This is a genomic window from Agromyces sp. NPDC057679 (assembly GCF_042799635.1).
Taxonomy (GTDB): Bacteria; Actinomycetota; Actinomycetes; order Actinomycetales; family Microbacteriaceae; genus Agromyces.
On the sequence record NZ_JBHVIK010000002.1, the window covers coordinates 1017232 to 1035869 of the forward strand.

The window sequence follows — 18638 nt, forward strand, 5'->3', positions numbered from 1 at the left end:
CTCGCGTCATCGGTGGGTCGGTCGATTCACTGTACGGCTCGCACGCGTACCCGCGCAGTACCCCGCATCGGGGGGTGCCGCTGAGCAATCCGGAGGTGGTGCTGAGCAATCCGGGCAGGTCGTGAGTAATGCCCGGAGGCCGGTTGAGCAGGCGCTGCCCATCCGGCGCGGACCCCCGCCGCGGGAACCTCTGTCATCGGGCCGCACGGCCCTCGGACACCGAGCATCACCACGACAAGGACACGATCATGAACCTCTTCAAGCAGTTCGGCGACATGGCGAAGATGGTCGAGGCGGCCCCCGGCCTCATCGACCAGGCGAACGCCCTGCAGGCGCAGTCCGCGCAGTACCAGCAGCAGATGAACGCGCAGGCCGCGTACGCGATGACCGCCGAGGCCGCGCCCGGCGCCCTCGAGCCGATCGCCGGCGTCGACCTCGAGCGCTACGCCCGCATCTCCAAGGGCATCGCCGCCTACGGCTACGACGCGGCCATGCTGCCGACCGTCGCGGCCATGTTCGGCGTCGACGGCCCCTCGTGGGAGGCGGCCGCCGCCGGGTGGGGCGCCCGCATCCAGGCCGACCGCGGGGTCGGGCGTCGGTTCAACGAGATCTACTCGGCGGTGTGACGTGGGATTCCTCAAGGACCTCACGACGCTGACCCGCCAGGGGTACGAGGCGCAGCAGCGCATGGATGTCGGCGCCACGATGGCGCAGGCCAGTGCCTCGATGGAGCAGGCGAGCCGCATCATGGCCGCGACGACGCCCGCCCCCGCCGAACCCCACCTCGAGGCGCAGCGGCTGCGCACGACCGCGACGGTGCTCGGCGCCCGGCAGCTGCCGGTCATGTTCGGCATGAACGCGGTCGTCGAGCTCGAACTGCACGTGCGGATGCCGGGCGGCGTGCCGATGCCCGTCGCGCGGACCGAACAGCTCGCGCCGCTGCACCTCGCCCGAGCGGTGCCCGGCGCGACGCTCGACGTCAGCCTCGTTCCCGGCCGCGCCGACACCCTGCGGATCGAGTGGGCCTGACCCGCCTCCGCCGCCACGAATCCCGACCGACCCAGCAGAGAAGCGAGAGAACACCGTGCACACCACCGAATCCGAAGAACCGCAGTTCCGCCGCAGACCGGCCGCACGTCTCGCGGGCCTCGCGCTCGCCGCCGTCATCGGCGGTGCGGCGATCGCCGCACCGCTCGGCGCGGCCGCCGAGGAACTGCCCATCGTGCCGGCCCCGGCCGCCGAATCGTCGGAGCCCGCCGCGGAGGCACGCGAGACACCGGCTGAGGCCGCGGCGCCGACGCCCGACGCCGAGGCCGACGGGAGTGCCGAAGGCCCCGCCGAGCAGGCCGGCGTCCCGGTCGAGGACGCCGACGAGGCATCCGCGCCCACGCCCTCCGACGAGGCATCCACCGCCGAGACCCTCGACGCACCGCCCGCCCCCGAGGCGAAGGCGGGCCTGCGCGAGGCGAAGTCGGGCGTCGCCGGGCCGGCGCAGTTCGGGCCCGTGAACACCGCCCCGGTGCCGGTCGACGACCACTGGCAGATGCTCGAGGGCACGACGCTGCGCATCGCCGACCCGGCCATGCTCATCAACGACGCCGACCCCGACGGCGACTGGTTCACGCTCAACGACTCGACCGAGCCGTCGGTCGGAACGCGATCGGGCTGGGGCACCTACCCGGGCTTCGCCTACACCCCGCCCGCGGGCTTCACCGGCACGGTCACGTGGGAGTACAAGATCCGCGACGACCACGGCGCCGACGACCTCACGAGCGACTGGGCGTCGATCACGGTCGACGTGCTGCCCGCCGGCAGCGACGTCGACGCGCCGCCCGTCGCCGCCGACGACACCTACCTCTACACCCCCGGCGCCTCCCTCTACATCGGCGACGTCCAGGGGCTCCTGCAGAACGACGCGCTCGACGGGCAGCCGGTGACCTCGCTCGTGTTCCCCTACGGCAAGCAGGTCGGCAACGGCGACGCACGGATGCTCGGCACGGGCGGCGCCTTCTTCGCCGAGCTCGCCGATTCGCCTGCCACGCCGTACACGCTGACGTATCGCGTCTGCACCGCGGTCGCCTGCAGCGAGGCGTTCCTCTGGCTCTACCCCGCGGCCGACGGCGTCGAGCCCTCGGGCCCCGACGTCATTCCCGAGGCGCCCGTCGCCGCGCCCGACGTGTACGGCGTCGTGCAGGACACCCCGCTCACGGTCGGCGCCGCGCAGGGGCTGCTCGCCAACGACAGCGACGCCGAACTCGGCGAGCCCGGCGAGCTGCTCGAGGCGATCGTCGACGACGACGGCCTGAAGGGATCGCTCACGTGGTCGACCGACGGCAGCTTCACCTACACGCCGCCGGCCGGATTCACCGGGATCGACGCCTTCGAGTACTTCGTCAACGACCAGCACGCGTACACGAGCAAGACCGTGCAGGTCGAACTGCAGGTCGGCGACGGCTCGATCAACCACGCACCCGTCGCGCACGACGACCACTTCGTCGTGAAGGCGGGGCAGACGAACCTGCTGCCGGCGCCGCTCGGGCTCGCCAACGACAGCGACCCCGACGGCGACGCGATCTCGGTCGGCTCGTTCGACTCGGTCGGCGATGGCCAGCTCAACTGGTACTCGGGCGACTGGGGGCGCTACACGCCGCCGGTCGGGTTCGTCGGCATCGACGAGTTCACCTACACGGTGAAGGACGAGCACGGCAAGCACGGCAACGAGGCGAAGCTCGTGTTCGAGGTCGTCGCCGACGACGGGACGAACACTCCGCCCGACCCGCACGAGGACCAGGCGGTCGCGACCGCGGGGGAGACGCTCGTCGTCGCGGCGCCCGGCGTGCTCGCGAACGACTTCGACGCCGACGGCGACGTGCTCGCCGTGCTCCAGCAGCCCGGCGCGCAGCACGGAATCTTCGAGATCGACGCCGACGGCGGCTACCGCTACACGCCGGTGCCGGGCTTCGTCGGCACCGACAACGTCGACGTCACGATCACCGACGGGCTCGAGCACCGCACCGCCCGGCTCTGGATCGAGGTCGTCGAGCCCGGGCAGGAGCCCGTGATCGGTGCCGAGGACTTCTACGTCGCGGTCGCCGGGCAGACCCTCGAGGTCGACGCCCCCGGCGTGCTCGCCAACGACATCGCGCCGGCCTCCGCGGCGAAGGAGCTCGCCGGCATCGGCGTCGAGCCGCAGCACGGCACCGTGACCTGGAAGGCCGACGGCTCGTTCGCCTACACCCCCGACGAGGGATACCTCGGCCCCGACGAGTTCAGCTACACCCTCCACGCCGACGACGAATGGCAGTACCCGGTCGTCCGACTGCAGGTCGTCGCCGAGACCGAGACGCCCGGCGAGGGCACGCCGGCCGAGCCGGGCACGCCGACCGAGCCGGGCACTCCGGCCGAGCCGGGCGCGCCGACCGAGCCGGGCGACCCCGCCGACCCGGGCGACCAGGAGTCGGAGCCCGCGCGGCCCGAGGAGGCGACCCCGGCCGGCGTCGCGGCCACCGCCGAGGAGCCCGTCGGCACGGGCCTCGCCGAGACCGGCGCCGACCCGCGGGGCGCGGCCGAGGCATCCGCCCTCGCCCTGCTGCTGGGTCTCGCGGCGCTCGCCGCCGCCCGGGTCCGTCGCCGCGGCAGCACCCGCTGAACCACGTCACGAGGGGCCGATCTCCGCGGAGTTCGGCCCCTCGTGGCATCCCGGAAACGGACCGGACGCGTGGTTATACCGGACATCCGCAAACAAATCAAGAATCCGGCTGGACTTGGCGCGTCGGATCGCATATAGTTGACGTTTGCGCTCCCAGACCCTGCATGCCTTCATATTGCGGTCGGCTTCGTGCGTGTCGAGATCCTGTGATCTCCGACATACGCACCATGTCTGAGGGGTACTGAACTCTCTCCGCTACCGACAGTGAACCGGCCCGACGGGGCCATGGAGGTTATTCACTTGGCTGCTGCGCGCAACGCAACCACGCCCACCCCCAAGAACGGACGCGGTGCAAGCCGCCTCTCGTTCGCGAAGATCGCCGATACCCTCACGGTACCCGACCTCCTCGCACTCCAGACCGAGAGCTTCGACTGGCTCGTCGGCAACGACGCGTGGAAGGCACGCGTCGCCGAGGCCCAGTCGGCCGGACGCAAGGACCTGCCCGAGACCACCGGTCTCGAGGAGATCTTCGAGGAGATCTCTCCCATCGAGGACCTCGGCGAGACCATGCAGCTCTCGTTCACGAACCCCGAGCTCGAGCCTCCGAAGTACACGATCGACGAGTGCAAGGAGAAGTCGAAGACCTACTCCGCCCCGCTCTACGTGAACGCGGAGTTCATGAACCACCTCACGGGTGAGATCAAGACCCAGACGGTCTTCATGGGCGACTTCCCGCTCATGACCCCCAAGGGCACCTTCGTCATCAACGGCACCGAGCGCGTCGTCGTCTCGCAGCTCGTCCGTTCGCCCGGCGTCTACTTCGAGCGCACCCCCGAGAAGACCTCCGACAAGGACATCTACTCGGCCCGCGTCATCCCGAGCCGCGGTGCCTGGCTCGAGTTCGAGATCGACAAGCGCGACCAGGTCGGCGTCCGCATCGACCGCAAGCGCAAGCAGTCGGTCACGGTCTTCCTGAAGGCCCTCGGCCTCACCTCCGAGGAGATCCTCGAGGAGTTCGCCGGCTACGAGTCGATCGCCCTCACCCTCGAGAAGGACAACATCCTCACGAAGGAAGAGGCGCTCAAGGACATCTACCGCAAGCTCCGTCCGGGCGAGCAGGTCGCCGCCGAGGCCGCGCGTGCGCTCCTCGACAACTTCTACTTCAACCCGAAGCGCTACGACCTCGCGAAGGTCGGCCGGTACAAGATCAACCAGAAGCTCGGTCTCGAGGCCCCTCTCACCGACTCGGTGCTGACGGTCCAGGACATCGTCGCCACGATCAAGTACCTCGTCGCCCTCCACGACGAGCGCGAGACGCTGCCCGGCCGCCGCGGCGGCAAGGCCGTCGACCTCCGCCTCGACGTCGACGACATCGACAACTTCGGCAACCGTCGCATCCGCGCGGTCGGCGAGCTCATCCAGAACCAGGTGCGCACCGGCCTCAGCCGCATGGAGCGCGTCGTCCGCGAGCGCATGACGACGCAGGACATCGAGGCGATCACCCCGCAGACCCTGATCAACGTGCGACCCGTCGTCGCCGCGATCAAGGAGTTCTTCGGCACCTCGCAGCTGTCGCAGTTCATGGACCAGAACAACCCGCTCGCGGGTCTGACCCACAAGCGCCGTCTCTCGGCGCTCGGCCCCGGCGGTCTCTCGCGAGACCGCGCCGGCGTCGAGGTCCGAGACGTCCACCCCTCGCACTACGGCCGCATGTGCCCGATCGAGACGCCGGAAGGCCCGAACATCGGCCTCATCGGCTCGCTCGCGTCGTTCGCGCGCATCAACTCCTTCGGCTTCATCGAGACGCCGTACCGCAAGGTCGTCGCCGGCAAGGTCACCGACCAGATCGACTACCTCACCGCGATGGAGGAGAACGACTTCATCGTCGCTCAGGCCAACGCACCGCTCAAGGCCGACGGCCACTTCTCGGAGGAGCGCGTGCTCGCCCGTCAGAAGGGCGGCGAGGTCGACCTGATCCCCGCCGACGAGATCGGCTACATGGATGTCTCGCCGCGCCAGATGGTGTCGGTCGGCACCTCGCTCATCCCGTTCCTCGAGCACGACGACGCGAACCGCGCCCTCATGGGTGCGAACATGCAGCGTCAGGCGGTGCCGCTGCTCCGCAGCGACTCGCCGTACGTCGGCACCGGCATGGAGGGCTACGCCGCGATCGACGCCGGTGACGTCATCACCGCCGACAAGGCAGGTGTCGTCGCCGAGGTCTCGGCCGACTCCGTCACGGTGCAGCTCGACGAGGGCGGCACGCAGACCTACTTCCTGCGCAAGTTCGACCGCTCGAACCAGGGCACCTCGTACAACAACCGCGTCATCGTGAACACGGGCGACCGTATCGAGGCCGGCGAGGTCATCGCCGACGGTCCCGCGACCGACAACGGCGAGCTCGCGCTCGGCAAGAACCTGCTCGTCGCGTTCATGCCGTGGGAGGGTCACAACTTCGAGGACGCGATCATCCTCAGCCAGAACCTGGTGAAGGACGACGTCCTCTCCTCGATCCACATCGAGGAGTACGAGGTCGACGCCCGCGACACCAAGCTCGGCAAGGAGGAGATCACCCGCGACCTCCCGAACGTGAGCCCCGACCTGCTGGCCGACCTCGACGAGCGCGGCATCATCCGCATCGGCGCCGAGGTCCGCCCCGGCGACATCCTCGTCGGCAAGGTCACGCCGAAGGGCGAGACCGAGCTGTCGGCGGAGGAGCGCCTGCTCCGCGCGATCTTCAACGAGAAGAGCCGCGAAGTGCGCGACACCTCGCTCAAGGTGCCTCACGGCGAGCAGGGCACGATCATCGCCGTCAAGGTGTTCGACTCGCAGGACGGCGACGACGAGCTCGGCTCGGGCGTCAACCAGCGCGTGGTCGTCTACATCGCCCAGAAGCGCAAGATCACCGAGGGCGACAAGCTCGCCGGCCGTCACGGCAACAAGGGCGTCATCTCGAAGATCCTCCCCGTCGAGGACATGCCGTTCCTCGCGGACGGCACGCCGGTCGACGTCGTGCTCAACCCGCTCGGCATCCCCGGTCGAATGAACTTCGGCCAGGTCCTCGAGACCCACCTCGGCTGGGTCGCGAAGCAGGGCTGGAAGGTCGAGGGCAAGCCGGCGTGGGCAAAGCGCCTGCCCGAGGCCGCCCACGAGGCCGCCCCCGGCACCAAGGTCGCCACCCCGGTGTTCGACGGCGCGTTCGAGGAGGAGATCGCGGGTCTGCTCGACTCGACCCTCCCCAACCGCGACGGCGAGCGACTCATCGACTCGAGCGGCAAGACGCAGCTCTTCGACGGCCGCTCGGGCGAGCCCTTCCCGTACCCGGTCTCGGTCGGCTACATGTACATCCTGAAGCTGCACCACCTCGTCGACGACAAGATCCACGCGCGTTCGACGGGCCCGTACTCGATGATCACCCAGCAGCCGCTCGGTGGTAAGGCGCAGTTCGGTGGCCAGCGATTCGGCGAGATGGAGGTCTGGGCGCTCCAGGCCTACGGCGCCGCGTACGCGCTGCAGGAGCTCCTCACGATCAAGTCCGACGACATCCTCGGCCGCGTCAAGGTGTACGAGGCGATCGTCAAGGGCGAGAACATCCAGGAGCCCGGCATCCCCGAGTCCTTCAAGGTGCTCATGAAGGAGATGCAGTCGCTCTGCCTGAACGTCGAGGTCCTCTCGGCCGACGGCACGGCGGTCTCCCTCCGCGACACCGACGACGAGGCCTTCCGCGCTGCGGAAGAACTCGGCATCAACATCTCCGCGCGCTTCGAGTCGTCGAACATCGACGAGATCTAAGCCGGGCCAGTAGACGACTACAGAGACTTTCCAAGGAGAGAAATTGCTCGACGCAACGACTTTTGACGAGCTTCGGATCGGCCTGGCCACCGCAGAGGACATCCGCAAGTGGTCCTACGGCGAAGTGAAGAAGCCCGAGACCATCAACTACCGCACCCTCAAGCCCGAGAAGGACGGTCTGTTCGGTGAGCAGATCTTCGGCCCGAGCCGCGACTGGGAGTGCGCCTGCGGCAAGTACAAGCGCGTGCGCTTCAAGGGCATCGTGTGCGAGCGCTGCGGCGTGGAGGTCACCAAGTCCTCCGTCCGCCGCGAGCGCATGGGCCACATCGAGCTCGCCGCCCCGGTCACGCACATCTGGTACTTCAAGGGTGTGCCCAGCCGCCTCGGCTACCTGCTCGACATGGCGCCGAAGGACCTCGAGAAGGTCATCTACTTCGCCGCCTACATGGTGATCGACGTCGATGACGAGGGCCGTCACGCCGACATGCCCGGCCTCGAGAACGAGCTCCGCCTCGAGATCAAGACCATCGGCGACCAGCGCGACGCCCGCATCGCGACCCTCATGGCCCGCAAGGAGGAGGAGCTCGCGACCCTCGAGGCCGAGGGCGCCAAGAGCGACCAGCGCAAGCGCGCCGAGGCCGCCGCCGACAAGGAGATGACGCAGGTCCGCAAGTCGGGCGACGAGCAGATCGCGCACCTCGAGCGCGTGTGGGAGGCCTTCCGCACCCTCAAGGTCGGCGACCTCAAGCCCGAGGACGCGGACTTCCACGAGCTCCAGGACCGCTTCGGAATGTACTTCGACGCCTACATGGGCGCCGAGGCCATCAAGAAGCGCCTCGAGGCGTTCGACCTGGCCGCCGAGGCGGAGGACCTGCACCTGCAGATCGCCGAGGGCAAGGGCCAGAAGAAGATCCGCGCGATCAAGCGCCTGCGCGTCGTCAACTCGTTCCTCGCGACGGGCAACTCGCCCGCGGCGATGGTGCTCGACGTCGTGCCGGTGATCCCGCCCGAGCTCCGCCCGATGGTGCAGCTCGACGGCGGCCGCTTCGCGACCAGCGACCTGAACGACCTCTACCGTCGTGTGATCAACCGCAACAACCGTCTTCGTCGTCTGCTCGACCTCGGCGCCCCCGAGATCATCGTCAACAACGAGAAGCGGATGCTGCAGGAGGCCGTCGACGCGCTGTTCGACAACGGCCGCCGCGGTCGCCCCGTCACCGGTACCGGCAACCGCGCCCTCAAGTCCCTGAGCGACATGCTCAAGGGCAAGCAGGGTCGCTTCCGCCAGAACCTGCTCGGCAAGCGCGTCGACTACTCGGGCCGTTCGGTCATCGTGGTCGGCCCGCAGCTGAAGCTGCACCAGTGCGGTCTGCCCAAGCAGATGGCGCTCGAGCTCTTCAAGCCGTTCGTGATCAAGCGCCTGATCGACCTGAGCCACGCTCAGAACATCAAGGCCGCCAAGCGCATGGTCGAGCGTTCGCGCCCGCAGGTGTGGGACGTCCTCGAGGAGATCATCCGCGAGCGCCCCGTGCTGCTGAACCGTGCGCCCACGCTGCACCGTCTCGGCATCCAGGCGTTCGAGCCGCAGCTCGTCGAGGGCAAGGCCATCCAGCTCCACCCGCTCGTCTGCGCCGCCTTCAACGCGGACTTCGACGGCGACCAGATGGCCGTGCACCTTCCGCTCTCGGTCGAGGCCCAGGCCGAGGCGCGCATCCTCATGCTCGCCTCGAACAACATCCTGAAGCCGTCGGACGGCCGCCCGGTGACCCTGCCCTCGCAGGACATGATCATCGGTCTGCACCACCTGACGACCGAGAAGCCCGGCGCAGCCGGCGAGGGCCGCGCGTTCTCGTCGATCGCCGAGGCCATCCTCGCGTTCGACCAGAACCGTCCGGGCGACCTCGAGCTCGACCTCGGCGCCAAGGTGAAGATCCGTCTCGACGGTCTCTACTTCGGCGAGGGCGACGAGCCCGAGGGCTTCGTGCAGGGCAAGCCGTTCCTCATGGAGACGACCCTCGGCCGCGCGCTCTTCAACGAGGCGCTCCCGGTCGACTACCCGTACTTCAACCGCCAGGCCGGCAAGGGCCAGATCTCGGAGATCGTCAACGACCTCGCCGAGCGCTACCCGAAGACCGAGGTGGCCGCGACCCTCGACCGGATCAAGGACGCCGGCTTCCGCTGGGCGACCCGTTCGGGCGTCACCGTCGCGCTCTCCGACATCATCACGCCCCCCTCGAAGGGCGAGATCGTGTCGAAGTACGAGAAGCAGGCCGCCAAGGTGCAGTCGCAGTTCGAGAAGGGTCTCACGACCGACCTCGAGCGTCGTCAGGAGCTCATCCAGATCTGGACCAAGGCCACCGACGAGGTCGCCAAGGCCATGCAGGAGAACTTCCCGACCGACAACACCATCAACCGCATGGTGACCTCGGGCGCTCGTGGTAACTGGCTGCAGGTGCGCAACATCGCCGGTATGCGAGGCCTCGTGAACAACCCGAAGGGTGAGATCATCCCTCGCCCGATCATCTCGAGCTACCGCGAGGGCCTCTCGGTCGCCGAGTACTTCATCGCGACGCACGGTGCCCGTAAGGGTCTGGCCGACACGGCCCTCCGTACGGCCGACTCGGGTTACCTCACGCGTCGTCTGGTGGATGTCTCGCAGGACGTCATCATCCGCGAGGAGGACTGCGGCACGTCGAAGGGCCTCGAGCTCCCGATCGCCACGGTCGACTCCTCGGGCGAGCTCGTCCGCGACCCGAACGTCGAGAACTCGGTGTTCGCCCGTTCGCTCGCCGCCGACGCGGTGAACGCCAAGGGCGAGGTCGTCGCCGAGGCCGGCAGCGACGTCGGCGACGTGCTCATCAACGAGCTCATCGCCGCGGGCGTCGAGTCGATCCGGGTCCGCTCGGTCCTCACCTGCGAGTCGGCGGTCGGCGTCTGCGCGAAGTGCTACGGCCGTTCGCTCGCGACCGGCAAGCTCGTCGACATCGGCGAGGCCGTCGGCATCATCGCGGCCCAGTCGATCGGTGAGCCCGGCACGCAGCTCACGATGCGTACCTTCCACACCGGTGGTTCGGCCTCGGCCGACGACATCACGCAGGGTCTTCCCCGCGTGCAGGAGCTCTTCGAGGCCCGTACCCCCAAGGGTGCGTCGCCGATCGTCGAGGCCCCCGGCCGCATCACGATCGACGAGACCGACAAGCAGCGCAAGGTCATCCTCACGCCCGACAACGGCGACGAGCCGATCGCGTACAACGTGCTCAAGCGTTCGACGCTGCTCGTCGAGGACGGCCAGCACGTCGAGCTCGGCCAGCAGCTGATCGTCGGCACCGTCGACCCGAAGGAGGTCCTCCGGGTCAAGGGCGTCCGCGAGGTGCAGAAGCACCTCGTGAACGGCGTGCAGGACGTCTACCGCTCGCAGGGTGTGCCGATCCACGACAAGCACATCGAGGTCATCGTGCGCCAGATGCTGCGCAAGGTCACCGTCGTCGACCACGGCGACACCGACCTGCTGCCCGGTGAGCTCGTCGACCGCCTGAAGTACAACGAGATCAACCGCGCGTCGCTCACCGAGGGCAAGAAGACGGCGTCGGCCCGCCAGGAGGTCATGGGTATCACCAAGGCCTCGCTCGCGACCGAGTCGTGGCTGTCGGCCGCGTCCTTCCAGGAGACGACCCGCGTGCTCACGCAGGCCGCCATGGAGGGCAAGAGCGACCCGCTGGTCGGCCTCAAGGAGAACGTGATCATCGGAAAGCTGATCCCGGCGGGTACGGGCCTCGGCAAGTACCGGAACGTCGCGGTCGAGGCCACGGAGGAGGCGAAGGCGGAGCGTTACCCGAACCGCATCTTCACCGACGACGCGGCCTTCAGCGAGGGCGACCTCAGCTTCGTCGACTTCGACGCGTTCTCGAGCGACGACTTCACGCCCGGCAACTACAGCTGAACCCGGTGATCGCGGCGGCGCGCAGCGCCGTCGAGTGATCCAGACGAAGGGCCCCGGAGAGATCCGGGGCCCTTCGCCGTCCCATGGGCGAAACACCGCCGGATCCGCGCGGCGCGGGGCCGCGGCGGCCTCGCGGCGTTACAGTTGGCCCACCGCGGGTACGAGGCGTACCCGAAAGGAGCGCGATCATGAGCAGCACGACTCCCGGACCCGAGTCGGACGACGAGGTGCGGCGCGACGAGACGAGCGAGCCCGCCGAGACCGATGCGGCGTCGGCCGAGCCCGTGGGAGCCGCCGACTCCGGTACCGCCGACGGGGACGAGCCCATCGCACCTGATGACACCGCCGAGGCAGCCGGCACCGCTGCGCCCGTCGCTGCGGACGACACCGACGCGACTGCGGCGATGCCCGCCGACCCCGCGGTCCCGGATGCCGCGGAGCCCGACCCGTTCGACGAGCCCGCGCAGTCCGACACTGCCGAGACGAGCGCGCTCGACGCCGCAGTGCTGCGCGCGAACGCGGGTGCCGAGACCTCCGCCTCCGACGACGACGAGGGCAACGGCATCGACGACGCCGATGCCGCACCGCAGCCGGTGCCCGCGGGTTCCGTGCGTCGCGAGACCTACGTCCCGGCCTCGACGGCCGCCGCCGCGGCGGCATCGGGTGCCGCCACCCTCGCCCCCGAGCCCGCCCCCGAGGTCGCGCCCCCGTTCGGCGCCCAGACCGTCTACGTCCAGGCGCCCGAGCCGCCGCGTGCGAAGGGCAACCGGGCGTTCGGTGCCCTCGTCGCGCTCATCGGCGCCGCCCTGTTCGCCGCGCTCTACGCGGGCATCGCCTACCTGCTGCTGCTGAGCCAGGGCGACGCGGCCGAGGTGAACACCGTCTTCGTCGAGCGGTTCCTGGCGAAGCCCGTCTACTGGGTGCCGATCATCGCCTTCTTCGTCGGCTTCGCACTGCTTGCCGCGATCGTGAATCGCGGCCGCTGGTGGGCGTACGTCGTGTTCGGACTGCTCGTCGGGGTGCTCGTGTACTTCTCGTACCTCGGCGGCGCGCTGCTCACGATCGAGGCGTGGACCCTCACCTTCGAGGACGCGCAGTCGTTCATCGCACAGCGCTGGCTCGACCCGTTCGCGATCGTCGCGGCGCTGATCGCACGCGAGATCCCGATCTGGCTCGGCGGGTGGATCGCCGCCCGCGGGCGCACCGTGAACGAGCGCAACCGTCTCGCGCTCGAGGCGTACGACCGCGAGCTGGCCGCGGGGCCGCAGCCGCAGCCGCTGCGCTGATCGAGGCCGCCGCGGGCGGCTGTGCACAACGCGCAACGGAGCCCGAGGCTGCGGGTACGCTCGTCAGACGGGGATGGTGACTCCTCCCCATCGACAGCGTGCCCACGATCGGGTTGGGTAGCAGCTTGGACCACCCTGCCGACCTGCCGACTCGAGGAGCGACGTGAGCGTCACCATGGACATCGACGACGAGCCGACGCCCGGCCTCCGACCCGATGGTCGTCCCGACCCCGAGTACGCGCGGGCGCTCGGCCTCGTACCCGCGCCGAGCGGTCGGCGCTCCGGGGCCTTCGCGCTCGACGCCGCCATCTGGGCGGTGCTCGCGACGCCGACCCTGATCGGGGTGCTGCTGCTCGTCGACCCGGTGGTCGCGGCGGGCGGCGACCCGACCCGTCTCGGCTCGGCCGCCGCCGGCCCGCTCATCGCGATCCTGGTCGGCGAGGCGCTCACCGTCGTCTTCGGCTTCGTGCAACTGGTGCTGCACGGCCGGCTCGGCGTCACCGTCGGCAAGGCCGCGGCGGGGCTCCGTTCCGTGAGCGTGCGCGACTTCGGACCGGCCGGGTTCTGGCGCATCGTGCTGCGCGCGCTCGTGCTCGGCGCCGCGCAACTCGTGCTGCCGTTCATCGGCCCGGCGATCCTGTTCGCCTCGGGCTCATGGGATCCCGAGCAGCGCGGCCGTTCCTGGCTCGATCGGGTGGGCGGATGCTACGTCGTCGACGCCCGTCGCGCGCTCGACCCCTTCGATGCCAAGGCGATGCGACGGGCCCGACGCGTCGCGGCCGCCCCGCCCGAGGCCGAGGCGGTCCGGCTCCCGTCGCTCGCGAGCGATCGCCCGCTCGGCGAGGTGTTCCAGATCCCGGCCGAGCGCTCGAGCTCGGGCGTCGTGTCGCCCGGCGCGACCGGCATCGACTCGTGGACCCCGCCGCCGATCGGCGGTGACGCGCCGCCGCCCGCGCCGCCTTCGTCGCTGGGCTTCGCTCCGCCGCCTCCGCCCCAGGCCGCACCGGCTCCGCCCGCACCGCCGCCGGTCGTCCCGACGCAGCTCCCGGCGGCCGTGCCTGCGGCACCCGCGGCGCCCGAGGTCGCCCCGCGTCCGGGCTCGTCGACGCCGACCCGGATCGTGCTCCGCTTCGACGACGGCACCGCCGTCGAGGCATCCGCATTCGGCCTGCTCGGCCGCGCCCCCGATGCCGGGCCCGGAGCGACGGCCCAGCTGCTGCCCGTCGACGATCCCTCGAAGCGGATCTCGAAGGTGCACGCGGAGTTCGGCGCCGTCGACGGCGGCTTCTGGATCGCCGATCGCGGCTCGACCAACGGCACCGAGGTGCGACTGCCCGACGGGCGCGTCGTCGAACTCGTGCCCGGTGTCCGCACCCCGCTCGCACCGGGTGCGCTCGTGGTCGTCGGCGGTCGCAGCTTCACCATCACGAGCGAGCCCGGAAGGTAAGGCATGAAGCTCAAACTCGGACTCCGTCGTCAGCAGGGCGCACCGGTCGACCTCGTCATCACCGCCGACGCGACGGCGACCGTCGGCGACGTCGCGCGGGCGATCGCCACGAACGATCCGAGCACTCCGGTGCTCGGCAGCACCTCGGGGGTGACCCTCGCGGTCGCGCCGCCGACCTCGAGCGAGCCCGTCGTGCTCGACCCGCAGGTGCTCATCGGCGATGCACCGATCGGCTCGGGCTTCAACGCCGCGGTCGTGGCGCACGCGCCCCGGCCGAACGGCGCGACCACTGAGGCGGTCGCCGTGATGCGGGTGCACTCGGGCGCCGACGCCGGCCGAGAGTTCGGGCTGCCGCGCGGGGCGAGCGTCATCGGGCGCGGCGCCGACGCCGATCTCCTGCTCGCCGATTCGCTCGTCTCGAAGCGGCACGCCCGCATCGAGGTCGACCACTCGATCGAGCTCGTCGACCTCAACTCGGCGAACGGCCTGCTCGTCGACGGCGGGCTCGTGCAGCGCGTCCGGGTCATCCCCGGACAGGTCATCACGATCGGCTCCACCGAGGTCTCCTTCGATCTCGCCGCGAGCGCCGCCGGCGCGCCCGACGCTTCGGTGCTCGAGCGCGGCGGTGCGCTCATGTTCAACCGATCGCCGCGGGTCGAGGTGCGGTACCCGGGCACCGAGCACCGCCACCCGGTGATCCCCTCCGAGGCCGAGCCTCGTATGTTCCCGTGGCCGATGATCATGGCGCCCGTCCTGCTCGGCCTCGCCATGTTCGCGATGACCCAGCGCCCGACGTCCCTCCTCATCGTGGTGATGGCGCCGCTCATGATGCTCGGCAACTTCGTCGGCCAGCGCACCCAGCAGGGCAAGAAGCTGCGCCTCGAGATCGAGACCTTCGAGACGCAGATCGAAGACCTCGAGGAGTCGCTCCGCGCCGAGACGATCGTCGAGCGCGAGCGCCGGCACGAGGAGGCCCCGGCGGTCGCGCACGTCTACGAGCAGGCGATGCGCCTCGGGCCGCTCCTCTGGACCAGGCGCCCCGAGCACTGGAACTTCCTCGGCCTGCGGCTCGGCGTCGGCCGGGCGCGCAGCCGCAACACCGTCGCCGAGTCGAGCGACCAGCGCGGCATCGCCCGCTACGCGAAGCAGGTCGACGTGCTCCGCAATCGGCACGAGCGCATCGACGACGTGCCGCTGATCGAACTGCTGCCGGTGTCGGGCGCGATCGGCATCGCCGGGCCCCGGCACCTCGCGGCCGACGTGCTCCGCGGGCTCGGCGTGCAGCTGTTCGGCCTGCACGCGCCGAACGAGCTCATCACCACCGCGATCGTCGACCCCGCCTGGGCGAAGGAGCTCGAGTGGATGAAGTGGCTCCCGCACACCACGAGTCCCCGCTCGCCGTTCGCCGAGATGGCGCTCGCCGACAGCCAGTCCGCGGGCACGGCGCTCCTCAACGGGCTCGAGGAGTCGATCATGTCGCGGCTGTCGGGCTCGCCGGGCCGGCGCGGGCCGCTGCGGCTGCCCGACACGAGCATGGAGCGCGGCGCGAAGGTCGGCGAGGAGATCGGCGCGAGCCGGGAGGCCGCATCCGACCTCGCCCTCGTGCTCGTCGCCTCGAACGACGCGCCGGTCGATCGCCCCCGCCTCACCCAGCTGATCGAGCGCGGCGCCGACGTCGGCGTCTACACGATCTTCCTCGCCCCGACCGTCGAGTCGCTGCCCGCCGCCTGCCGCACCTACATCGATGCGAGCGACGGGCTCGACAACGCCAAGGTCGGCTACGTCCGCGCCGGCGAGCACTACGAGCGGGTCGCGATCGAGGGCGTGTCGAACCAGTACGCCGAGGTCTTCGCGAAGCGACTGGCTCCCGTGGCCGACTCGAGCTCCGTCACCGCCGACTCCTCCGACCTCCCGCGGAGCGTCTCGTTCCTGAAGCTCATCGGCACCGAGATGGCCGCGCAGCCGCTCTCGGTCGCCGAGCGCTGGCGGCAGAACAACTCGATCCTCGACCGCTCGCGCGGCCAGCGGCCGCGGCTCAAGCGCGCCGGAACGCTGAAGGCGTACATCGGCCAGGGCAGCCCCGACGCGATGTCGCTCGACCTGCGCACGCAGGGCCCGCACGCCCTCGTGGGCGGGACGACGGGTTCGGGCAAGTCCGAGTTCCTGCAGGCCTGGGTGCTCGGCATGGCGGCCGAGTACAGTCCCGACCGCGTCACCTTCCTCTTCGTCGACTACAAGGGCGGTTCGGCGTTCGCCGACTGCGTCGAGCTGCCGCACTGCGTCGGGCTCGTCACCGACCTCAGCCCGCACCTCGTGCGTCGCGCGCTCACCAGCCTCCGGGCCGAGCTGCACCATCGCGAGCACCTCTTCAACCGCAAGAAGGCGAAGGACCTCCTCGAGCTCGAGAAGCGCCAGGACCCCGAGACCCCGCCGGCCCTCGTGCTCGTGATCGACGAGTTCGCCGCGCTCGCGGGCGAGGTGCCCGAGTTCGTCGACGGCGTCGTCGACATCGCCCAGAGAGGTCGTTCGCTCGGCATCCACCTGATCATGGCGACGCAGCGCCCCGCCGGCGTCATCAAGGACAACCTGCGTGCGAACACCAACCTCCGCGTCGCGCTGCGCATGGCCGACGAGTCCGACTCGAACGACGTGGTCGGCGACCCCGTCGCGGGCACCTTCGACCCGTCGATCCCGGGTCGCGGCATCGCGAAGACCGGTCCGGGGCGTCTCGTGCCCTTCCAGTCGGGCTACGCGGGCGGGTGGACGTCGGACACCCCCGAGCAGGCACAGGTGAAGGTCGCCGAGCTGCGCTTCGGCTCGATCACGCTCTGGGAGTCGGACAACGACCAGGAGTCGGACTCCCACGACGAGGATCTCGGCCCGAACGACCAGAAGCGTCTCGTCGCGTCGCTCGTGTCGGCAGCCGCCGACAGCCGCATCCCGGCTCCGCGGCGCCCGTGGCTCGACGAACTGGCGACGACCGTCGATCTCGCCGAGCTCGCCCTCGACGGTGACGCCCGCATCCCGCTCGGACGCGCCGACATCCCCGAGCGGCAGCTGCAGGAGGCGGTCTACTTCGAGCCCGACACCGACGGGCACCTGCTCGTCTACGGCACGAGCGGCGCCGGCAAGACGACCGTGCTGCGCACGATCGCGGTGGCGGCCGGGGCCCGGCCCGAGCTCGGCCGCGTGCACGTCTACGGCCTCGACTTCGGCACCGGGTCGCTGCGCTCGCTCGAGTCGCTCCCGCAGGTCGGCTCGATCGTCCCGGGCGACGACGCCGAGCGCGTGCAGCGCCTGCTGAAGACCCTGCGCGGCATGCTCGACGACCGCGCGAAGCGCTTCTCCGCCGTGAACGCCGCGAGCCTCACGGAGTATCGGGCGATCACGGGCCGCGACGAACCCCGCATCCTGGTGCTCATCGACGGCTTCGGCACGTTCAAGCAGGAGTGGGAGGGCACCTCCGCGCGTGCGCCGTTCTACAACGTGTTCATGCGCATGCTCGGCGAGGGTCGCCCGCTCGGCATCCACGCGGTCGCCACGGCCGACCGCTACGGCGCCGTGCCCACGGCGGTGAGCGCCAACGTCAACCGGCGAGTGGTCCTCCGGCTCGCCGACGAGAGCTCGTACGCGATCCTCGGCGCCCCGAAGGACGTGCTCAACGAGCGCAGTGCACCCGGTCGTGCGATCGTCGACGGGCTCGAGACGCAGATCGCCGTGCTCGGGGGCACCACGAACGTCGCCGAGCAGACCCAGGCGATGGAGGCGTTCGCCGCCTCGCTGCGCGAGCGCGGGGCATCCGAAGCGCCCGAGATCGGCTCGCTCCCGACCGAGCTCCGCGCCGACGAGCTGCCCGACTCGATCGACGGGGCGCCGGTCGTCGGCGTCGCCGACGACGTGCTCGGCCCCAAGGGCTTCGAGCCGATCGGCACCTTCGTGGTCGCGGGCCCGCCGCAGAGCGGCAAGACGAACGCGCTCCGCGCGCTCATCGCGGCGGTCGCCCGCTTCGACCCCGAGACGGAGTTCTTCCACTTCGGCGGTCGCCGTGCCGCACTGCGCGACGCACGGGCCTGGCGGCGCTCGGCCTCGTCGATCGAGGACGCGCGGTCGCTCGCGAAGGAGCTCAAGGAGCTCGTCGCCGACGAGGGCATCACGAAGCGCATGATGATCGTGGTCGAGAACATCACCGAGTTCGGCGACACCGATGCCGAGCGCCCCATGAAGGAGCTGTTCCAGGCGGTCAACCGCAGCGAGCACTTCCTCATCGGCGACGGGGATGTCTCGCAGCTCTCGAGCGGCTACGGGCTCGTCGGCGAGCTCAAGGCCGGACGTCGCGGCATCGCGCTGCGGCCCGAGACCTACGACGGCGACTCGCTCTTCAAGGTGCCGTTCCCGAAGGTCGCGCGTCACGAGTTCCCGGCCGGTCGAGGCATCTTCGTCGAGAACGGCCGCTTCGTCACGGTGCAGCTGCCGCTCGTCGAGACCGCTGGGTGACTCGCGGCGACCTCGATCGCGTCGACGCCG

Annotated in this window: 8 protein-coding genes; all 8 read left to right on the top strand. The window is 70.3% G+C overall.

Going from position 1 to position 18638, the window contains the following annotated elements:
- Positions 1-248: 248 nt before the first annotated feature.
- A complete protein-coding gene (locus tag ACFVAJ_RS11635) occupies positions 249-626 on the top strand; it encodes a hypothetical protein (RefSeq protein ID WP_376944259.1) in 378 nt (125 codons plus the stop codon).
- Between the two features lies 1 nt (position 627).
- Complete coding sequence (locus ACFVAJ_RS11640; protein WP_376944261.1) at positions 628-1029, top strand: hypothetical protein; 402 nt, start codon at positions 628-630, stop codon at positions 1027-1029.
- A gap of 55 nt (positions 1030-1084) precedes the next feature.
- Positions 1085-3649, top strand: coding sequence for an Ig-like domain-containing protein (locus tag ACFVAJ_RS11645; RefSeq protein ID WP_376944263.1), 2565 nt, complete (start codon positions 1085-1087; stop codon positions 3647-3649).
- A gap of 300 nt (positions 3650-3949) precedes the next feature.
- Positions 3950-7441, top strand: a complete 3492-nt coding sequence (gene rpoB, locus ACFVAJ_RS11650; protein WP_376944265.1) for a DNA-directed RNA polymerase subunit beta — start codon at positions 3950-3952, stop codon at positions 7439-7441.
- A gap of 43 nt (positions 7442-7484) precedes the next feature.
- Complete coding sequence (gene rpoC / locus ACFVAJ_RS11655; RefSeq protein ID WP_376944267.1) at positions 7485-11381, top strand: DNA-directed RNA polymerase subunit beta'; 3897 nt, start codon at positions 7485-7487, stop codon at positions 11379-11381.
- Between the two features lie 188 nt (positions 11382-11569).
- Positions 11570-12667, top strand: coding sequence for a hypothetical protein (locus ACFVAJ_RS11660; protein ID WP_376944269.1), 1098 nt, complete (start codon positions 11570-11572; stop codon positions 12665-12667).
- 163 nt (positions 12668-12830) lie between these two features.
- Positions 12831-14114 (top strand): RDD family protein, encoded by a 1284-nt coding sequence (locus ACFVAJ_RS11665; RefSeq protein WP_376944271.1) that lies wholly within the window; start codon positions 12831-12833, stop codon positions 14112-14114.
- A gap of 3 nt (positions 14115-14117) precedes the next feature.
- Positions 14118-18608, top strand: a complete 4491-nt coding sequence (locus ACFVAJ_RS11670) for an FtsK/SpoIIIE domain-containing protein (RefSeq protein WP_376944273.1) — start codon at positions 14118-14120, stop codon at positions 18606-18608.
- Positions 18609-18638 lie beyond the last annotated feature (30 nt).

Coding starts and splice junctions, on each gene's coding strand:
- ACFVAJ_RS11670 (WP_376944273.1), top strand. CDS start 14,118: ATGAAGCTCAAACTCGGACTCCGTCGTCAGCAGGGCGCACCGGTCGAC.
- ACFVAJ_RS11660 (WP_376944269.1), top strand. CDS start 11,570: ATGAGCAGCACGACTCCCGGACCCGAGTCGGACGACGAGGTGCGGCGC.
- ACFVAJ_RS11635 (WP_376944259.1), top strand. CDS start 249: ATGAACCTCTTCAAGCAGTTCGGCGACATGGCGAAGATGGTCGAGGCG.